The 17987-nt window shown below is 42.0% G+C and carries 19 protein-coding genes and 1 tRNA gene; 10 read left to right on the forward strand and 10 right to left on the reverse strand.

Features of this window, described 5'->3' with window-relative positions; all coding sequences use genetic code 11:
- Positions 1–33: 33 nt before the first annotated feature.
- Complete coding sequence (gene trxC, locus ACHEVO_RS10095; RefSeq protein WP_394124819.1) at positions 34–471, forward strand: thioredoxin TrxC; 438 nt, start codon at positions 34–36, stop codon at positions 469–471.
- A gap of 206 nt (positions 472–677) precedes the next feature.
- Here the strand turns inward: trxC and ACHEVO_RS10100 are convergent, their stop codons facing one another.
- The 4 genes from ACHEVO_RS10100 to ACHEVO_RS10115 all read right to left on the reverse strand — a co-directional run bounded on the left by ACHEVO_RS10100 (position 678) and on the right by ACHEVO_RS10115 (position 3090).
- Positions 678–1073, reverse strand: a complete 396-nt coding sequence (locus ACHEVO_RS10100) for a hypothetical protein (RefSeq protein WP_057761508.1) — start codon at positions 1071–1073, stop codon at positions 678–680.
- A gap of 165 nt (positions 1074–1238) precedes the next feature.
- Positions 1239–1598: a SirB2 family protein gene (locus ACHEVO_RS10105; protein WP_057761505.1), complete on the reverse strand. Its 360-nt coding sequence runs from the start codon at positions 1596–1598 to the stop codon at positions 1239–1241.
- Between the two features lie 74 nt (positions 1599–1672).
- Entirely contained in the window at positions 1673–1993 is a 321-nt protein-coding gene (locus tag ACHEVO_RS10110; RefSeq protein WP_394124820.1) for a BolA family protein, read from the reverse strand.
- A gap of 284 nt (positions 1994–2277) precedes the next feature.
- Positions 2278–3090, reverse strand: coding sequence for a M48 family metallopeptidase (locus tag ACHEVO_RS10115; protein ID WP_057761502.1), 813 nt, complete (start codon positions 3088–3090; stop codon positions 2278–2280).
- Between the two features lie 530 nt (positions 3091–3620).
- Here ACHEVO_RS10115 and ACHEVO_RS10120 point away from each other — a divergent pair.
- Positions 3621–3695, forward strand: a tRNA-Gly gene (locus tag ACHEVO_RS10120).
- Between the two features lie 210 nt (positions 3696–3905).
- Positions 3906–5312 carry a Na+/H+ antiporter NhaC family protein gene (locus tag ACHEVO_RS10125; RefSeq protein WP_394124821.1) on the forward strand — a complete coding sequence of 469 codons (1407 nt, stop codon included), beginning with the start codon at positions 3906–3908 and terminating at the stop codon, positions 5310–5312.
- Positions 5313–5346: 34 nt separating this feature from the next.
- Here the strand turns inward: ACHEVO_RS10125 and ACHEVO_RS10130 are convergent, their stop codons facing one another.
- Positions 5347–6252, reverse strand: coding sequence for a LysR family transcriptional regulator (locus ACHEVO_RS10130; RefSeq protein WP_394124822.1), 906 nt, complete (start codon positions 6250–6252; stop codon positions 5347–5349).
- Positions 6253–6389: 137 nt separating this feature from the next.
- Here ACHEVO_RS10130 and ACHEVO_RS10135 point away from each other — a divergent pair, with 137 nt between their 5' ends.
- From ACHEVO_RS10135 to ACHEVO_RS10145, 3 genes are all read left to right on the forward strand, one after another.
- Entirely contained in the window at positions 6390–6770 is a 381-nt protein-coding gene (locus tag ACHEVO_RS10135) for a DoxX family protein (RefSeq protein ID WP_394124823.1), read from the forward strand.
- Between the two features lie 346 nt (positions 6771–7116).
- Entirely contained in the window at positions 7117–7830 is a 714-nt protein-coding gene (locus ACHEVO_RS10140; protein ID WP_394124824.1) for a pirin family protein, read from the forward strand.
- Positions 7831–7935: 105 nt separating this feature from the next.
- Entirely contained in the window at positions 7936–8547 is a 612-nt protein-coding gene (locus ACHEVO_RS10145) for a nitroreductase family protein (protein ID WP_057761493.1), read from the forward strand.
- A 201-nt stretch (positions 8548–8748) separates the two neighbouring features.
- Here ACHEVO_RS10145 and ACHEVO_RS10150 read toward each other — a convergent pair whose 3' ends face one another.
- The 3 genes from ACHEVO_RS10150 to nadR form a co-directional block, all read right to left on the reverse strand.
- On the reverse strand, positions 8749–9183 hold the full coding sequence (locus tag ACHEVO_RS10150) for an Mpo1 family 2-hydroxy fatty acid dioxygenase (RefSeq protein ID WP_394124825.1): 435 nt from the start codon (positions 9181–9183) through the stop codon (positions 8749–8751).
- 221 nt (positions 9184–9404) lie between these two features.
- Positions 9405–10136, reverse strand: coding sequence for a nicotinamide riboside transporter PnuC (gene pnuC, locus ACHEVO_RS10155; RefSeq protein WP_394124826.1), 732 nt, complete (start codon positions 10134–10136; stop codon positions 9405–9407).
- Between the two features lie 279 nt (positions 10137–10415).
- Positions 10416–11474 carry a multifunctional transcriptional regulator/nicotinamide-nucleotide adenylyltransferase/ribosylnicotinamide kinase NadR gene (gene nadR / locus ACHEVO_RS10160; protein WP_394124827.1) on the reverse strand — a complete coding sequence of 353 codons (1059 nt, stop codon included), beginning with the start codon at positions 11472–11474 and terminating at the stop codon, positions 10416–10418.
- Positions 11475–12409: 935 nt separating this feature from the next.
- On the opposite strand from nadR, the gene ACHEVO_RS10165 reads away from it, so the two are divergent.
- The 4 genes from ACHEVO_RS10165 (at position 12410) to ACHEVO_RS10180 (ending at position 16793) form a co-directional block, all read left to right on the forward strand.
- Entirely contained in the window at positions 12410–12622 is a 213-nt protein-coding gene (locus ACHEVO_RS10165) for a PspC domain-containing protein (RefSeq protein WP_057761485.1), read from the forward strand.
- Between the two features lie 492 nt (positions 12623–13114).
- Positions 13115–14101: a glycine--tRNA ligase subunit alpha gene (glyQ, locus tag ACHEVO_RS10170; RefSeq protein ID WP_394124995.1), complete on the forward strand. Its 987-nt coding sequence runs from the start codon at positions 13115–13117 to the stop codon at positions 14099–14101.
- A 9-nt stretch (positions 14102–14110) separates the two neighbouring features.
- Entirely contained in the window at positions 14111–16204 is a 2094-nt protein-coding gene (gene glyS, locus ACHEVO_RS10175) for a glycine--tRNA ligase subunit beta (RefSeq protein WP_394124828.1), read from the forward strand.
- A gap of 298 nt (positions 16205–16502) precedes the next feature.
- Positions 16503–16793: a hypothetical protein gene (locus ACHEVO_RS10180; RefSeq protein WP_394124829.1), complete on the forward strand. Its 291-nt coding sequence runs from the start codon at positions 16503–16505 to the stop codon at positions 16791–16793.
- A gap of 78 nt (positions 16794–16871) precedes the next feature.
- Here ACHEVO_RS10180 and ACHEVO_RS10185 read toward each other — a convergent pair whose 3' ends face one another.
- Positions 16872–17333 (reverse strand): cell division protein ZapA, encoded by a 462-nt coding sequence (locus ACHEVO_RS10185; protein WP_394124830.1) that lies wholly within the window; start codon positions 17331–17333, stop codon positions 16872–16874.
- 108 nt (positions 17334–17441) lie between these two features.
- Entirely contained in the window at positions 17442–17882 is a 441-nt protein-coding gene (locus ACHEVO_RS10190; RefSeq protein ID WP_394124831.1) for a hypothetical protein, read from the reverse strand.
- Positions 17883–17987: the final 105 nt, after the last annotated feature.

The following is a 17987-nucleotide window of genomic DNA, read 5'->3' on the forward strand; positions in this document are numbered from 1 at the left end:
AAATAACAAAATAATTAGAATAGGAATTAAATAATGAGTGAGCAAAGTTTTCATCTAGTATGCCCACATTGCCAAGCAACTAACCGTGTACCTGCTGCACGATTAAGTGCTGCGCCAAAATGCGGTAAATGTGGTCAGCCATTATTGACTGCCAGTCCGCATGAGCTAAATGCGCAAACGGCCAATAAGGTCATCCAAAAAAACGATGTGCTGACTATCGTGGATTTTTGGGCGAGTTGGTGTCAGCCTTGCATCATGATGGCGCCAGAGTTCAAGAGCGCTGCTAGCCAATTGCCACAGGTGGTCTTTGCCAAGGTACAAACGGATAAATACGAGCAGGCATCCGCTCCTTACAATATTCGCAGCTTGCCAACGATGGTTGCTTTTAGAAATGGTAAAGAAGTCGCGCGACAATCAGGCGCGCTACCAAGTCATCAAATCATCCAGTGGGTGCAAAGCTTACAGTCGTAGTATGAACCAGATAAGTCTTTTTATCATCCAAACTATTTATACAAATACTCATGTTTTCTTACAGAAAACCGCAGCAATAAAAAAGCCAATATGCGATCTGCATATTGGCTTTTTGCTATTTCATGTACTATTTTATGGTGTCATGTACTATTTTACGGCGTCATACACTATCTTAGTCGTGCAGATAGCCTTACATTTGCTTAACTTTACTCACCATAAATCTTGATGCCATTGGCAAAGCTACAACGCTGAATGCGCGCCGACTGGACAATTGCATCACGCTCACCGTAGAGACGCGATAATTTTGCATCGCGTGCTTTGGTATTGTTGCTCTTGCCTAGACCAAAGCTGATATTCGGCGAGATACCCCAACGTCCAGCAGAGACACCAACACCGACGCCAGATGCCGATAGCGTAGATTGCTCATTGCGAGCCGCTTCGACATAGCGGTTGACGCGAGTGTACTCTTGGCTAAGTGCTTGGCAATTATAATTTTGATAAGTACTTGGCGGTACATATTGCGGGGTGATGTTACCAGTAGAGGCACAGCCTGAGAGCGCAAAAATGCCAGCTAGTAGTGTCGCTGTCGTAAACGTTTTCATAATGGCTCCAGTGGCTAAGTGATTGTATTTATATCTATTTAAGATAGCAAAAATAGCGCAATTAAGATATTGAAAATCCATCGATGATGAAAAATTTTCGCATCATATCATCAACACATCGACAGCTTTCTAAAACGGTTGCTTATTAAAATAGAAAATCGCCTATTAAAATAAGTTTGCTGGCTTGGCAAAGGCAAGTATCACGATACCAATATAGGCAACGGCAGCGATAAGAATACCTGTTTTTCTTTGCACAGGTGTCGCATCAACCTTAAACGCTTTGATACTTGAGCTAATAGCCGCGATAAGTAAGATGATTTTGGCAAACACCCACTGTACAGGAGCGTTGGCACCCATCAATTGCATTAGCATCATTGCACCTGACAGGATAAGCAGGGCATAGATGATATGTGTGGCTATTTTGACTGCTCGTGGTGCGCGTCTATCTGCGCTGAGTACTAAGTAGCTTTGATATAAAAATAGCGCAACAGTCAGCGCTGCCATCAGCATATGTAGATGTTTCATTGAATATTGCTCCCTCTAAAACTGCATTATATAGGCTAATTTAGAATAGTTAGTTGCGATGCAAACATAATTGTCTATTTGTTTTGACCAGCACATAATGGACTCGCAGGGCTTTGACCTTGCCATTCTGTCGGAGTATAGGCATGGATAGCGAGAGCATGTACTTGGCCGCCTTGTGAAGTGAGTAAAGGCGTGACTAAGCCGTATATCAGCTGATGACGCCCGACCAGTCTTTTGCCTTCAAATGCATCGCTAACGATAGTGAGCTTAAAGTGGCTTTCTTTACCTTCAAAGTAACCGGCATGCGACATCGACTCATTGATCAGTTCGATGTGCTGCGGCGCAAGTGCCTGTAATTCGGTATGAAGTGCGTTGGCAGTAGGTGTGGTACTCATAACAATCCTTCAATGTATTTTGTGCAATTTGATTGGGCAATCTGCAAATAATATTTATCGGCATTATAACAGACACGGTAGGCGGGATAGAGTGTGATTGCCAAATCGAACAATTGCAAACCCTGCCGATTAAAATGCTTATCAACTGCAATGCTTGCCAATTATAAAACCTGCCATGTATGGCTATAACTAAAAAAGCAAAGCACAACGCTTTGGCTGCACTTTGCTTCTATGATATCTAAACACGCACTGCTACAGCATAAAGGTAGCTAATTAGCTACTTATTAGCGGCGCGACTGTTGATATAGAGGTGTAACTTTTGGCATTAATGACTGTAACTCTGCGATACGGCTGCTACTCGTTGGGTGAGTGCTGAGGAATTGTGGTGGCTCACCTTGGCTGGCTTTTTGCATTTTTTGCCACAGGGTAACAGCCGCCTGAGGGTTATAACCTGCACGTGCCATCAGCTCAAGACCGATCTGATCAGCTTCACTTTCTTGAGTGCGACTGTGGGGTAGGCTCAAGCCTAAATTACCCGCAGTACCAGCTAACTCAGCCTGTCCTTGTGATAAGCCAAATATACTAGCAGCCAGACCAATACCAGTTTGAGTTGCATACTCGCGTGACAGACGCTCGCGAGAATGCTCACGTAATGCATGAGAGATTTCATGACCCATAATGGCAGCAATCTCATCATCAGTGAGGTTCAGACGATCGATGATGCCCGAATAAAACATAATCTTACCACCCGGTACCACAAAGGCATTTAGATCGTTAGACTTGATAGTGTGTACTTCCCATTGCCATTTGGCTGCATCTGCGCGGTAGACGCCAACTTGACCGACTAGACGGTTCGCAATATTTTTTAAGCGGTTTAGCTGAGCAGTATTGGTATCTAGCACACCTTTTGATTTTGCGTCTTGTATTGTTTTAGCATAGCTTTGGGCAGATAGCGCCAATACTTGCTCACTAGACACTAATAGCAACTGCTGACGATCAACACCAACTGCGCCAGAATTGGTAGTGCTGGTACAACCAGTTAAGGTCAGTGCTGACAACGAAGCGGCCATCACTGTCGTGGTTAATAACTTCTTCATAAAAATATCCTCTCGATAAGATGGAAAAACATAAAGTCAAACAAGTTAAAAAATAGTGCAGCAGATGTTGGAGCCATGTTTATTAATCTTTTAGTAGTGGTTATTCATCTGCTTAAACAGTAAAAGTTTACCTTAACTGCCATTGGACATAAGTATAATAATATTAACCAACTAAAACCAAGATAGGAAAAGTAACAATAAAGCGTATGATTGTAAGTGCGATATCTTTTTATTAGAGTAAAAATAGTGAGTTTTTACTTTATCGATTGTCTTATGACCACTATAAAACTAAAGGAAGTAGAGCCCAGACTTAAAGTTCTATGATTAATGTGAAATATTTTTCATTTAGCTAAAAATAATTCCTGTTTTTAAATCAATTGCTTATGTTGACTTATCCGATAAAAAGGGCATTTAGCTAATAATATTAGAAATAAATTCTAAAAAAGGTGTTGACACCCACAGAATATTTGCTAAAATAGCCAGCCTATCGAGACGGAGTAGTTGTTAACAACGCTACGGGTTGATACTAAGCGGGAATAGCTCAGTGGTAGAGCATAACCTTGCCAAGGTTGGGGTCGAGAGTTCGAATCTCTTTTCCCGCTCCAAATATGGCTTGAAAAAGCGCAAAAAGCCTCACTTCACAGTGAGGCTTTTTTTTATGTGTAAAATCTGTCCTAAGTCAGCTAATAGCGAAAACATAGAAATCAAAAACTAAAGCTAACTATCAGCAAGACAGAGATTATCGATATTGAAGAATAGATGCGCACCCCCGAATACCTGAACGAATTAAACCTATAGCAACATAAGGGCATCCAATGCCACCAAAACCGCTTACATTAATCAGTGCCAAGCTCGCCTTTATCATATCCGCCATCGTCATCGGTATCATGGGTATCACCATGATCGGCTTTGGCTGGGTGCCGCACCTATCTCTTATCTTGGCTATCTGTGTACTACTGGCTATTGGTATGTATAAAGGACTCAGCTTTGATGACATGCAAGCGCAAATGGCCTCAGGTGTTATGCGCGGTATTGGTGCCATCTACCTGTTCTTCTTTATCGGACTGATGGTTGCGGCTCTGATGATGTCAGGAGCGATTCCTACGCTTATGTATGTAGGCTTTCAGCTGATATCACCTGAGTACTACTATATCTCTGCCTTTATCTTAACCTCTATTATTGGTATTGCTCTAGGCAGTAGTTTGACCACCGCTGCAACACTTGGTGTGGCATTTATTGGTATGAGTAATGCCTTTGATGCCAATGTGGCGATAGCGGCAGGGGCAGTAGTATCAGGTGCGTTCTTCGGTGATAAGATGTCGCCCTTGTCTGATACTTGTACGATTGCGTCTTCAGTAGTCGGTATCGATCTGTTTGAACACATTCGCAATATGATGTATACGACAGTACCTGCATGGATACTGACGGTGATCCTGTTTTGGATGTTCTCAGGACAGACGACCAGCGCTGATCTGAGTCAAGTGACCATATTGCAAGGTCAGCTGATAGACAGTGGTCTGGTACATGGGTATTCAGTACTGCCATTTGTGATATTGGTTGGATTGGCACTGTTTCGGGTCAATGCCATTTATACGATTATCTGTACTATTGCCGCGGCATTGATTATTACTTATGTACACAGCTCACCAAGCTTTGGTCAATTGGGTGGTTATCTGTTTGCAGGCTATGCACCTGCTGAGTCATTAGAGTTAGGGGAAGTAGGTGGTATGTTGTCGCGTGGCGGTGTGCAGAGTATGTTTTTTACTCAGGCGATTGTGATACTGGCATTAAGTTTGGGTGGTCTACTAACGGCATTAGGGATTTTGCCTGCACTGCTATCTGGTATTAAGGACACACTGACGACATCAGGACGAGCTATCTTTGCGGCAGCGATGTCTGCACTGAGCATTAACGTGCTGATCGGTGAGCAGTATTTGAGTATTCTATTATCAGGTACGGCATTTCGTTCAACGTTTGAGCGCTTACACTTACATCCTAAGAATTTGTCTCGGACGATTGAGGATGCGGGGACGGTGATTAATCCATTGGTGCCTTGGAGTGTGTGCGGGGTGTTTATCAGTCAGGCGCTAGGGGTGCCGGTATTAGACTATCTACCTTATGCATTCTTCTGTTATTTGTCATTGCTATTGACGCTGCTATTCGGGTTCACGGGGCTGACGATTAGTAGAGTAGCAGAGAAGAAGGTGACTCAAAATCAATAGCAATTGATATCGTTAGGGATAATAAGAGTGTTGATTAATATTGATCCCAGTACGGATTGTCACCGAATTGCTCGGCAATAAAATCAATCAAGTAACGACAACGCTGCGACAAAAAACGATTTTTTGGATAAACAGCATAAGCGGTTAGGGTTGGCAATTGATAGTGTTGGAAGACAGGTACAAGCTCGCCCAGCGCCAGTTGTTTATAAGCTATAAAGGTTGGCACAAAGGTAACGCCATGGCCTTTGACTGCCAAATCCACTAAGAACTCACCATTGGTGGCTTTGATTTTGGCATCTATCGTACGATGATGACTTCTGCCTTCAGTATCCACCAAGTTTATACTATTGGTTTGACCGAGACTGTATTGCAACAGCGCATGGTTGTCTAAATCGTCTAGCGTTTCAGGCGTGCCCATTCTTGCTAAGTAATCGGGACTGGCGCAAATCACACAACGAATCAATGCAAGCTGCTTGGCTTGATAGCTAGAATCTTGTAACTCGCCGATTCGAATAGCCAGCTCATAACCTTCTTCAATCAAATCGATACGTCGGTCAGAAAAATCCAGATCGAATCTCAGATTGGGATGTTTATTGGCGTATTTATCAATCACATCGTTCAAGTGCATGAGTCCAAAGGACAACGGCGCTGTCATTTTTAGCGTACCTTCAATACGCATGGGAGCGTCAGTAGCATGCTCATTGACAGCGTCAACCGCACGCAAGATATTGTTCACTTGCTGATAATACTGCTCACCAGCTTGCGTCAATTTAGATTGGCGGGTAGTACGGCTGATTAACTGACTGCCTAAACGCTCTTCCAATTCTTTGAGTCGGCGACTGACGGCTGATTTTGCAATATTTAACTGCTCAGCAGCCTTGGTAATACTACCTGCCTCAACAATGCGTACAAACATCGCCATGTCTTCTAATTGACCCATTATCGATGCCTCATGATTGTTCTTACACCAAGAACTTATATTTGTGATTATTGCTGTTTATCCCATGCTAGTCAACGCCTATAATCGCGCTATTCTCTACTTAGAGACATGATTAAACACACTTTTGGAGTATCATTATGGACAAATTACAGCAATTTAGCGCACCGCTCGGTCGTCTATTATTATCAATCATTTTCATCTTTGCAGGCATTGGTAAAATCACAGATTATGCGACTACTCAAGGCTATATGGAGTCAGTAGGTGTGCCTGGTATGTTATTACCATTGGTAATCGCGTTTGAGGTACTAGGTGGTATCGCTATCTTGCTAGGTTATAAAGCTCGCCCAATCGCTCTCTTGTTTTCCGGGTTTAGCATCGTGTCAGCTATTCTTTTTCATCAGTTCTGGACTGATGAATCACAGATGATCTCATTTATGAAAAACATTTCGATCGCAGGTGGGTTTTTGATGATTCTTGCTCATGGTGCGGGTGCTTACTCAATAGACAATAAGCGATAAACAATCAGTAGCTGAGTTACCTCTTATACGCTTACGAAGAACAATCATGAATGGGTACTTTCAAATAAAGAGCGTCATGAACATTTTCACAGAAAATCTCAACAGCAGACAGTTTTTTATATAAGCATAACTTAAAGTAATTTATATAAAGTTAGCTGTGCTAATATATGTAAAAAATCTATATTACGTTAAAACCGCTCTGATTGTTCTATAAAAAAGAATAGTTAATTGCATTTAGTGTTGTTTATCTATGTAGAATTAATAATTATAATAAGCCTATTGTTTAAATAGATTAATCGATAAGAAGTATATAGAGGATTAATCTGTTGATAGCTAAGGACGAATTATGAAAACAATCTATCATGCAGCAGACTCACGTGGCGATGCCAATCATGGCTGGCTTAAAAGCAGGCATACCTTTAGCTTTGCCAATTATCATAATCCTGAGCGCATGGGCTTTGGTGCCTTACGCGTTATTAATGATGATTTCGTCATTGGCGGTCAAGGGTTTGGTAATCACTCGCACCGTAACATGGAAATTATTAGTATTCCTCTATCCGGCAAGCTCGCTCATGGCGATAGTATCGGCAACGAGGGCGTCATAGAAACTGGTGAAATTCAAGTGATGTCAGCGGGTACAGGCATTACCCATAGTGAAATGAACGGTGACGATGCAGAGGCTGTGAGGTTTTTGCAAATTTGGGTGATACCAAACAAAATGAATGTCGCACCGCGTTATCAGCAAGTGCATATGGGCGATATCATGCGACCTAACGAGTTTAGCCAAGTGCTATCACCTAATGCTGATGATGCAGGTGTTTGGATTCATCAAGATGCTTGGTTTAGCATGGGTGGTTTTGACGAAGGTATATCGCAAACTTACCAGTTACATAATCCTAACAACGGTGTCTACGTATTTGTCCTCAGTGGTGAGGTCGTGATAAATGGCCAAGTCCTGTCTACTCGTGACGGTCTTGGCATTTGGGATATTCAGAACTTTACGATGGACGCAATAGTAGCTAGCCGTGTACTAGTGATGGAAGTACCACTATTTATATAGTCAAGAGCAAAGCACTTCATCAATTAGAATGTTCTTACCAACAATCATTCATATTAAAAATTATTTCCATTAACAACTATTTTACTAACAACGTGGAGAAACACTATGTCAGATTTAACAACACTACAGCAGCTAGCAGAGAAACGTCGTTCTATCTATGCGCTAAGCAACCAGCTACCAGTAGCTAATGACGAAATCGTAAAAATAGTTGAGCATGCTATTTTGCACACGCCATCGTCGTTTAACTCGCAATCTACGCGTATCGTTGTATTGTTTGGCGATGATCATCGTAAGTTGTGGGACATGACCGAAGATACGTTACGCGAAATCGTTGGTGACGAAGAGAAGTTCAAATCGACCAAAGAGCGTGTCAATGGTTTCCGTAATGGTGCTGGTACTGTATTGTTTTTCGAAGATCAAGCAGTCGTCAGAGGCATGCAAGAAGCAGCGCCACTATATGCTGACAACTTCCCAATTTGGGCAAGTCAAACCAGCGCCATGCATCAGTATGTTATCTGGACGGCACTCGCCAGTATCGATGTTGGCGCAAACTTACAGCACTACAATCCAGTAATCGATCAAAAAGTAGCTAGCGCTTGGGATATCGATAAAGACTGGACGCTAAATGCACAATTGGTATTTGGAACGATTGAGCAGCCAGCGGGAGAAAAAGCATTTAAGCCAGTCGAAGAGCGTATGAAAGTTTTTGGTGCGTAAGATAGGGTATAGGGTATAGGGTATAGGGTAGTCTATTCTATATAGCCCTAAAAGCTTACGTAAAACAAAAAGCGCCACTCAGTAATTGCTGGGTGGCGTGTTTTATTGGTGACATTATTTTGTTAATGGTCAAGATTGTAGAGGTTATCAATAGCCTACAGCTAAGCTAAATTCCTGCAAAAATTACGCAGAGATTAACGACTATTTACGCTGCATCAAACTGTTAGCCACCCATGCTGGACCGATTAATAAAAACTGTAAATCTTTAAAGAAAGAAGGTTTTTTACCTTCGATTTTATGCCCGATGAATTGTCCAATCCATGCAACGATAAATACCGCTGCCCACGCTTTAAAGCCCCATGGCATCGCTGCCATCACTGACAGACAGATAAGAATAAACATCCCCATCGCTAAAAACAGTGGCGTAGATAAACGTACATAAAACAATAATACCAATGCGCTTAGTACCAAGGTAAACCATACGGATAGTGACATGCCCATACCTAGCAGACTAACAAAGATCGTCGGTACACATAGCCAATGGATTTTTTTATTGACCAAGTTTTGGTGACTGACAGAGTATTCACTAAGCCATTGCTCTAGCGTGCGTTTGGACATTTTTGGTTGACGAGACATACTAACCTCCCTGTTAGTAATTGAAATGAGTAACGGTTATTCGCTAACGGACTCGCTACTAAACTCAATGCGAAGACAATTGTTAATATCAGTTGTAGCACTAATTGCGCCTGTCTACCACGTTATCTGATAGACGGTACAGTCAATTTCACTTGTACTATTGATACTATATCAGCAAGATTTTATTCAAACTTCCAAGGGGTTTTTGTATAAGAGACGCGTTATCCTTGCTCGCTACGATGCCATTCATACAGGCCGATAAAGGCGTTTACTTGATACACCATAGTCTGAATAGCAAAGATATAGTTGCCAGACATGAGGTTCACGATGAGCCAGACAAAGTTGACGATAATCCATAACCACCAGTTAAACGAATAACGCAGAATCATAGCTGCCTGAGCGGTAATAGAAAGCACAAAGGCAATGACGTTAATCCAAAAGAAAGAGATAAATCCCAAAAACAGACTACTATCATCTTCTACGACTGCATAGCCATAGCTTGCTAGTAGATCATTTATCGTGGGAAAAAGGGCAAGACCAATGATAATAAATGCAGCGGTGATTAACCAGACAGCTTTACTCGCTGATTTGGGTATCATGTCGCCATCAGGATCGGTGTGTTTGGACCAATAAAAAATACCGTAAACATGGGTAAAAAAGTTAAATAGTGGAGCAAGCATCAAACCAACTGCACCAGACGTTGCCTGCACGATGACTTCACCTGCGGTTGCTCCCATACCGAAGCCATTGCCCATGACGTTTTTGCGGAATGATAACGAGACCACGCAAACCAAACCAATAAATGAGACCGCCAAATAAAACCAATCAAGCGTGGTATGGTCTGTGGTGAGCCAAAAACCTGCGGACAAGGCCATAACGCCGCAAATAAACCAAATGATAATCCATTGCATCGCCCATTTTCCGGTGATGTTGTCCAATAGCTGAATACGCATCGCTTTTCCCCTAAAGTAAATACTGATATCAATATAGTGCTAACTACCATGCGCTAGTTGAATAACATGTGCTAGTGAATAAATTATTATAAATATGCTTAGGGCGTGTCCTCAATTCAAACGAGTGTCCTCTAAATGGGCTAAAAACAGCTAAATTTTGCCAAACATCGTCAAATAGTTGGTCAATATCTCGATATTATCTGCACTATTTTCCTCGTTTGACGGCAATTTATCTCATTTTCATCACCATTTTTAAAATGAGGACACGCCCTAGTAAGTTTATGATTTTTTGCCATAGATATATTGATCAATCAATAGTAATGCTTGCTGGTAGCGAGCATCATAGTCGGGCTGATCGATCATATGCGGCGCAATATCGTGACGTGCAAAAATATTTATCAAACGCTGCTCAAAGCGTCCACGAGCTTCAGGCGTACCCAAAGATCGCATACCATCATCAACCCATGGTGTATTGTTATCTAACATGATGGTGTGGTCTAAACGAAACTCATCAATACAAGCAGCCACAAAGGGATGCGTGCGACCCTCATACTCTTCACAAAATGCTTGCGTAGTGACAAAGTCAGTATCAACGATGGTGATAGGGGCCGTTGCATTGGCTTTGGCTTCTCGGATTGCCTCAGCATGATCGAGACAAATAGGACCATAATCACTGTACTGTAATCCAACCTCGCTACCACCCAAATCTGTACCGACATACAGACGCCCCATCTCTAAGGCAAAGCTGGCACCATAATAATTGGCAAGCTTATGGACTAGCGTTGTCTTACCTGAGCTTTCACCGCCGACGATAGCGACAGTCTTGGTATAGTCGACGCGCGCTTGCGGATGAAGTGCTGACCAATGGGCAACTGGATCACGCGCAATCGCATAAGAGTCAAATTCAGACTGTAGCGGCGTAGTAACTACTGGCAAAAGCAGCTGCTCTTGTATGTCATTGCGAGTGAGCGGATGGTTTTCCGCCATAAACAATACAGTCTCTGCTGATAGTGATAGTGCGTCCATTAAGCGTTGCAATTTGGCATTACTAGCAGCGACATCGATACTGACATCATCGCTAGTGCTATACAGATGTTCGTGCAGCGGTAGCTCTATCTCATGGGTAGTATGAATATGAATAAATGGCAAGTCGGCACAGGCCATCTGTAGCCAGCGCGCTTTGTCTTGTAGGGTGATGGTAAAATCAGGATGCGGCGATGGATGCGCCATAATGACGATATGCAAAGTTTTGGCTTGTCCTGCTGCATCCAATATGCTGCGCATCTGTCCTAAATGTAGGGGTTCGAAATGTCCAATCATTAATCCAGTATCGTACATAGTTATCCTTATTATTTTTTTATTCTAATCTTAGGGCGTGTCCTCAATTCAATCGATAGTCATCTAAATGGGCTAAAAACAGCTAAATCTTGCCAAACAGCGTCAAATAGCTGACTAATATCTCGATATTATCTGCGCTATTTTCCTTGTTTGACTGCAATTTATCTCATTTTTATCACCATTTTTAAAATGAAGACACGCCCTAGTGTTCCATGTCTATTCCAAAAAATACGGCTAATACTGTCTAAGTTAAATGATCCAAACTAGACATCTATCAAGATCCAAAGTAGATACCTATTAAGAATCGTAATACCAACCACGTTACTTACTTCTAGTATTCTTCGTAAAGGTATTTTTACCTAATAGTTGAGCAGTGTCCTAGTTTTCATAGTAGAACGTCTGAAAACCTAAGTTGCTTATCAGCATAGTATACTTATCAGCATGGTATAAAGGTTTTGGATGATTTGCAGGTGGGTTATTGTAAAAATAAGGTATATCGGACGTACACGGAATCGCAGGTTTTTTAATTGAGGATTCTTTTAATCGAGTAAACTTGGTTAGCTAAAAGATTATTCAGACTATCAAAAGTTTCACTCGATTTTAGCGTTATAAGGCGAGCTTATCTCTTTGATTAAATTAAAAATAACAAGATATGTAAAGCGAAATTGCAAGGTTATAGCAACAAAGTCGGTTTTGAAACATTTTGAAATAACTATTTAAAATCAGGGGCTTGCATGGTGCTATGACAGATTAGGGTAAGCTTGAGTAGCATAAACTCACAAAGTACTGCTATACCTTCAACAGATAAATCCTGAATTATTGATATACTGATTCGTAAGTTAGCAAAGCAAGATAATGTTTTAGCTAAATATGTAAGACAATCAGAAAAATAGAATAAAAAATAAACAAGAATAGAAAATAGAGAGGTATTTGATTTGGCTAAGTTAGCAAAATTACATCGCTCACCAAACAATCGCATGATAGCAGGTGTGATGGGTGGCATTGCAGAATATGCTGGTTGGTCACCAACATGGGTGAGAGTATTATTCGTCATCATTTCATCGTTAAGCGCAGCAGTACCAGGCATTTTGATTTATATCATCCTATGGATAATTATGCCAAAAGCCAATAGTCAGTCCTATCAATAATAAGAGCCTGTCAATAATAGGAGCCTGATAGTTATTTTTAAAATTAGCTTTTTTAGAATTAGGTTTTCTGAATCAGTTAAAGAATTAAGTTTAAGTTAGACGTAGTTGCTAAAAGCAGTAGACCTCCAAAAAATAAAAAGCCTGATCAATCAGGATGCCCAAGATACAATTTTCCTCCTGCCCGAATGCTAGCGCATTTGGGTATTTTTTTATTCATTATATTAGTGCGACTTCTATGATGATTTGCCTGAAAATACGCTATACAACTGAGGTTTTGTGCTCACTATGCAAATTTAGTTGATGTAAATATGGATAAAATAGTCAATTTTTAGTAAGGTGAGCAGGCAGATAGAGTCGTTGCCGAATAGGTCGCGCGAGCGCTATCAGAGATTTATTTAATAATACTCATTTCACAGTGGCTTTACTATGAAAACCGAAACTATGACATCCCAAGCGATAACCCCGATGACACAAGATAAAGACTCTCAACCGATGACTTTTCAAGATTTAATCTTAACTTTGCAAAATTATTGGGCCGATAAAGGCTGCGTGGTATTGCAGCCTTACGACATGGAAGTCGGTGCAGGTACTTTTCATACCGCGACGTTTTTGCGCTCGTTAGGTCCTGAGCGCTGGAATGCGGCTTATGTACAGCCATCACGTCGTCCTACTGACGGGCGCTACGGTGATAATCCGAACCGCCTGCAGCATTATTATCAGTTCCAAGTTGTACTAAAGCCAAATCCACCTAATATCCAAGAGCTGTATTTGGACTCACTACGAGCCATTGGTATTGATCCGTTGGTGCATGATGTGCGCTTTGTAGAAGACAACTGGGAATCGCCAACGCTTGGTGCATGGGGACTTGGTTGGGAGATCTGGCTAAACGGCATGGAAGTCACGCAGTTCACGTACTTCCAGCAAGTCGGCGGTATCGAATGTTTCCCAGTCACTGGTGAAATTACTTACGGACTTGAGCGTTTGGCCATGTATGTACAGGGCGTCGATAGCGTTTATGATTTGGTCTGGGCAGATGGTGAGTTTGGTCGTGTCACGTATGGTGATGTGTTTCATCAAAACGAAGTCGAGCAGTCTACCTATAATTTTGAGCACGCTGATGTGCCAATGATGGGCGAGATGTTTGATTTTTATGAGCAGCAAGCCGACAAATTGGTCGATGCAGGATTGCCGTTGCCAGCTTATGAGATGGTATTAAAAGCATCTCACGCGTTTAACTTGCTTGATGCACGCGGCGCTATTTCAGTGACTGAGCGTCAGCGTTTTATCCTGCGTGTGCGTACGCTTGCTCGTAAGGTTGCTTTTGGTTATGTCGAAGCTCGTGCCAAATTGGGCTTCCCATTGGCTGATGAAGAACATCGCCAAGCCGCGCTTGATAAGTATTTGCCAAAAGAAGACGTGGCAGCAGACAGCTCAGCAAAAGAAACTACCGACACTAACCAATCTACTAACCATAAATAGGAGCATCCCATGAGTACTATTCTATTTGAACTGGGGTGTGAAGAGCTACCTCCAAAGAGCCTAAAACCACTACGTGATGCGCTACAAGCCAGTATCGCTGAGCAATTAACTGCAGCAGATATCACCTTTGATAGTATCAAAGCTTTTGCTGCTCCGCGACGTTTGGCCATTCAGATTCAAGGTATTAGCGATAAGCAGCCTGATCGCACTGAGCAAAAACGCGGACCAGCGATTAAAGCGGCGTTCGATGCAGAGGGTAATCCAACACGTGCGGCCATGGGTTTTGCCAAAGGTTTGGGTATTGAAGCTAGCGAGCTTACAACGATTAATACCGATAAAGGTGACTATGTCGGTTTTGAGCAGACTATCCGTGGTCAAGCGACAACTGAGCTACTGCCTGCTATTTTCCAAACCGCGCTAGATAATTTGCCAATTGCTAAGCGTATGCGCTCAGGTGCTAGCCGCAACGAGTTTGTACGTCCAGTACAGTGGGCAGTATTGATGCAGGATGATACTGTCATTGATGCCACTATTCAGGGTCATCAGACTGGTACGCAAACGCGTGGTCATCGCTTCCACAGCCCTGATTATCACAATATTGCTCATGCCAATGATTATGAGAAATTGCTAGACGGTCTAAAAGTGGTGGCAGATTTCGATAAGCGTCAAATGCTGATCAAAAACCAAGTCAAAGCTTTGGCAGATGAAGTCAATTCTGACGCCATCGTACCGCAAGATTTGTTGGACGAAGTCACCGCATTGGTCGATTTTCCAATTGCGCTACGAGCAAGCTTTGAAGCGCGCTTTTTACAAGTACCGCAAGAAGCGCTTATCTCGACCATGCAAGCGGATCAAAAGTATTTCTGCTTAACTGATAAAACTGGCAAATTGCAGCCATATTTCATTTTTATTACCAATATTGAATCAAAAGATCCTAACCAGATTATCGAAGGTAATGAAAAAGTTGTACGTCCACGTTTGGCTGATGCAGAGTTTTTCTTCTTGCAAGATCAAAAGCAGCCATTGTTTGCGCTTACAGAAAGCCTAAAAAATCGCGTATTCCAAGACAAACTGGGTACGATTTGGGAGAAGTCTGAGCGTATTGCCAAACTGGCAGCATTCATCGCCACGTTGATGCAGCAGCAAGGTCACGATATCAATGTCGATGAAACCGTACGTGCGGGCATTCTATCTAAAGCAGATTTGGCCAGCTCGCTTGTCGGCGAATACCCTGAATTGCAAGGTATCGCAGGGACTTATTATGCACGTCTAAATGACGAGCCAGAAGCGGTCGCCGCCAGTTTAGAAGAGCAGTATCTGCCGAAATTCAGTGGTGATGTATTACCACAGACACCGATTGGCATTTGCTTAGCGTTAGCGGATCGTTTGGATACATTGGTTGGTATTTTTGCGATTGACCAAGCACCGACAGGTTCAAAGGATCCGTTTAGCTTACGTCGTTCTGCTATTGGTATCTTGCGTATTTTGATCGAAAAGCAGTTGCCGATTAATCTGGTAGCGCTCGTTGAGCAAGCGATTAAAGGCTACAGCGATGCTGAAGGTAGTAAGATTGCCAAAATGGGCGATACCTTTACCCAAGTCATGGCATTCTTAAACTCGCGCTATCGTGCAATGTATACAGAGCAGGGCGTTAGCGTCGATACGATTCAAGCAGTGCAAGCGATTAACCCGCATATGCCGCTTGATTTTGATCAGCGTATCCGTGCAGTGCAAGCATTTAGCGAGCTGTCACAAGCGTCGATGTTGGCTGATTCAAACAAACGTGTTGCTAATATATTGGCCAAGTCAGAAGTGAGCGTGGCTGATACAGTCGATGAAGCACTACTGTCTGAATCTGCTGAGCAAAACTTATATGCAAATGTGCAGCAAGCACAGACAGTGGTACAACCATTGCTGGAGCAAGCGGACTATACGCAAGTATTGCAAACGCTGGCTAGCTTAGATGAGCCGTTGACACAGTTCTTCGATCAAGTAATGGTCAATAGTGAAGATGCTGCGCTTAAAAACAATCGCTTGGCATTGCTAAAGCAGGTTCGCGCCTTGTTCTTGACTGTAGCTGATATCAGCGAGCTACAGCTGTAACTCTGCTAAAAGCTGATAGTTACTTTAACTTGATTGTTGTTTTAACTTGACGGTTACTTTTGATAAAAAACCTGGCTTATCGTGGCCAGGTTTTTTGTTGTGCAGTTGGCTGGTTTATTCGTACAGTTATCCAGTAGATAATAACCAGTCAATTAGTACAATCAGCAATTAAACGGTAAAGGCATTGTATTATCGCTATTATTGACGGTAAAATTTATGCTATCAAAACGTCTTAAATAATCTTATTTAATAGATTTCGTTATTTCTCGCGTTTACCCATAATCGAAGGAGCACTACTGTGTTTGCTGTTATTATCGTCATCCTTATTATCTGGGCTTCAATGTGGGCTTTTTATAAGTTTATGTACCCACGTGCGCCTAAAAGCATGATGCCAAAAGAAGGGGATGTGACCACTCCGCGTCAGTGCAATTTCTGTGGCAACAGCTTGGCTGAATATCGCGGCGTACTCGAAACCAAACCAAGTACAGCTACCGATGGCAATGTTAAAGCGAACCAAGAGTTATTCTTTTGCAATTATGAGCATCAGGCAGACTTTCACGCAGGCAAGACCTACACGCCTTATGCATAACTAGACAAATAATTGACCATAAAAAAGCGCCTAACTTTATTGGCTAGGCGCTAGTGTGTTTAATACCGTACGATGCATCTATAGAATAGAATGAGCATCCTTCATAATTTTATTGAGCAATGCCTCAGACTGTTTGTCTTTCTGCAAGCGATCTTCATCACTTCTTTGATTGGCATGGATTTTTTCATATAGGTTCAAGCAGCACAGTACCAGTATGCTTTCTTGACTTAGGCTTGGCGCATCTCTTTTTAGATCGAGCGCATAGTTGTTGATATACGAAACCGCTGACAGTAGCTCTTCTTGCTCATGTACTGGACAAAAGATTGGATAAGTAACCCCAGCAATCGCAATATCAACTTTTTTGATTTGTGGTTCTGGTGCTTTAGGTGTTTTGGTATTAGATTGTGCCATGGCGCTTGATATATTTGATGCTGCTGGTGTCGTTTTTTGCGCTGGCACTGGCGCACTTGTTACTGGCGCACTTGGTGCTTGAGTATTTTTTGGTTGTTTTTCTATCGATTTGCTTTGGTCATCGGTCATGATAAATCCTACAATGTCTGGTCAGTGAAATGAGTGATATCAGATTTTACAAATAGCGTTATGCAGTTTAATAAGCAGTACGTCTTTGCTATCTATTGCAAGAACGCGTTAGCCTTCTGCTTGATCGATACGGGTTAGGCGTTGTAATACGACTTGCGTACGCTCGGCTGCCAATTGGTTCTTCTTTTGTAGTTCACTGTTTTGTTGTTTGATATCGCTATACTGCTGCTTTAGCTCATTATTGTGTTGTTGCAGCTCACTGTTTTGTTGTTGTAATTGGCTGATCTGTTTTTGCAGTTTGTCTTGTTCTTCACCAATCATATGGTGCGCTTCTGCAAGACTCTGATAGCGCTTGTCGAGATCGTTCAGTTGTTTTTTGGCACCGTCACGTTCGTTATGACTGTTATCTAATTTGGTTTTTAATGCGGAAAATTCTTTTGAATCAGTAACAGGATGTTGTTTTAAGCTGCTAAGTTCAGCACTGACAAGCTGATACTGTTTTTTGATGTCGAGTACCATTTTTTCTAATATTCTAAGTTGATCATACATAGTCAGTTTTTATCCTTAACAAGTAAGCGTGAATGAATTTTGTTCGCTGCATTTAATAATGCCATAGGTGACCGCATAATATCTATATCAACAAAGTAATTACAA

The sequence above is a fragment of the Psychrobacter nivimaris genome, from assembly GCF_043419765.1.
In the GTDB taxonomy this organism is placed as follows: domain Bacteria; phylum Pseudomonadota; class Gammaproteobacteria; order Pseudomonadales; family Moraxellaceae; genus Psychrobacter.

Excerpts from the sequence above, each read along its gene's own strand:
- trxC (WP_394124819.1), top strand. The coding sequence starts at position 34 with ATGAGTGAGCAAAGTTTTCATCTAGTATGCCCACATTGCCAAGCAACT.
- ACHEVO_RS10100 (WP_057761508.1), bottom strand. The coding sequence starts at position 1,073 with ATGAAAACGTTTACGACAGCGACACTACTAGCTGGCATTTTTGCGCTC.
- ACHEVO_RS10105 (WP_057761505.1), bottom strand. The coding sequence starts at position 1,598 with ATGAAACATCTACATATGCTGATGGCAGCGCTGACTGTTGCGCTATTT.
- ACHEVO_RS10110 (WP_394124820.1), bottom strand. The coding sequence starts at position 1,993 with ATGAGTACCACACCTACTGCCAACGCACTTCATACCGAATTACAGGCA.
- ACHEVO_RS10115 (WP_057761502.1), bottom strand. The coding sequence starts at position 3,090 with ATGAAGAAGTTATTAACCACGACAGTGATGGCCGCTTCGTTGTCAGCA.
- ACHEVO_RS10125 (WP_394124821.1), top strand. The coding sequence starts at position 3,906 with ATGCCACCAAAACCGCTTACATTAATCAGTGCCAAGCTCGCCTTTATC.
- ACHEVO_RS10130 (WP_394124822.1), bottom strand. The coding sequence starts at position 6,252 with ATGGGTCAATTAGAAGACATGGCGATGTTTGTACGCATTGTTGAGGCA.
- ACHEVO_RS10135 (WP_394124823.1), top strand. The coding sequence starts at position 6,390 with ATGGACAAATTACAGCAATTTAGCGCACCGCTCGGTCGTCTATTATTA.
- ACHEVO_RS10140 (WP_394124824.1), top strand. The coding sequence starts at position 7,117 with ATGAAAACAATCTATCATGCAGCAGACTCACGTGGCGATGCCAATCAT.
- ACHEVO_RS10145 (WP_057761493.1), top strand. The coding sequence starts at position 7,936 with ATGTCAGATTTAACAACACTACAGCAGCTAGCAGAGAAACGTCGTTCT.
- ACHEVO_RS10150 (WP_394124825.1), bottom strand. The coding sequence starts at position 9,183 with ATGTCTCGTCAACCAAAAATGTCCAAACGCACGCTAGAGCAATGGCTT.
- pnuC (WP_394124826.1), bottom strand. The coding sequence starts at position 10,136 with ATGCGTATTCAGCTATTGGACAACATCACCGGAAAATGGGCGATGCAA.
- nadR (WP_394124827.1), bottom strand. The coding sequence starts at position 11,474 with ATGTACGATACTGGATTAATGATTGGACATTTCGAACCCCTACATTTA.
- glyQ (WP_394124995.1), top strand. The coding sequence starts at position 13,115 with ATGACTTTTCAAGATTTAATCTTAACTTTGCAAAATTATTGGGCCGAT.
- glyS (WP_394124828.1), top strand. The coding sequence starts at position 14,111 with ATGAGTACTATTCTATTTGAACTGGGGTGTGAAGAGCTACCTCCAAAG.
- ACHEVO_RS10185 (WP_394124830.1), bottom strand. The coding sequence starts at position 17,333 with ATGACCGATGACCAAAGCAAATCGATAGAAAAACAACCAAAAAATACT.
- ACHEVO_RS10190 (WP_394124831.1), bottom strand. The coding sequence starts at position 17,882 with ATGTATGATCAACTTAGAATATTAGAAAAAATGGTACTCGACATCAAA.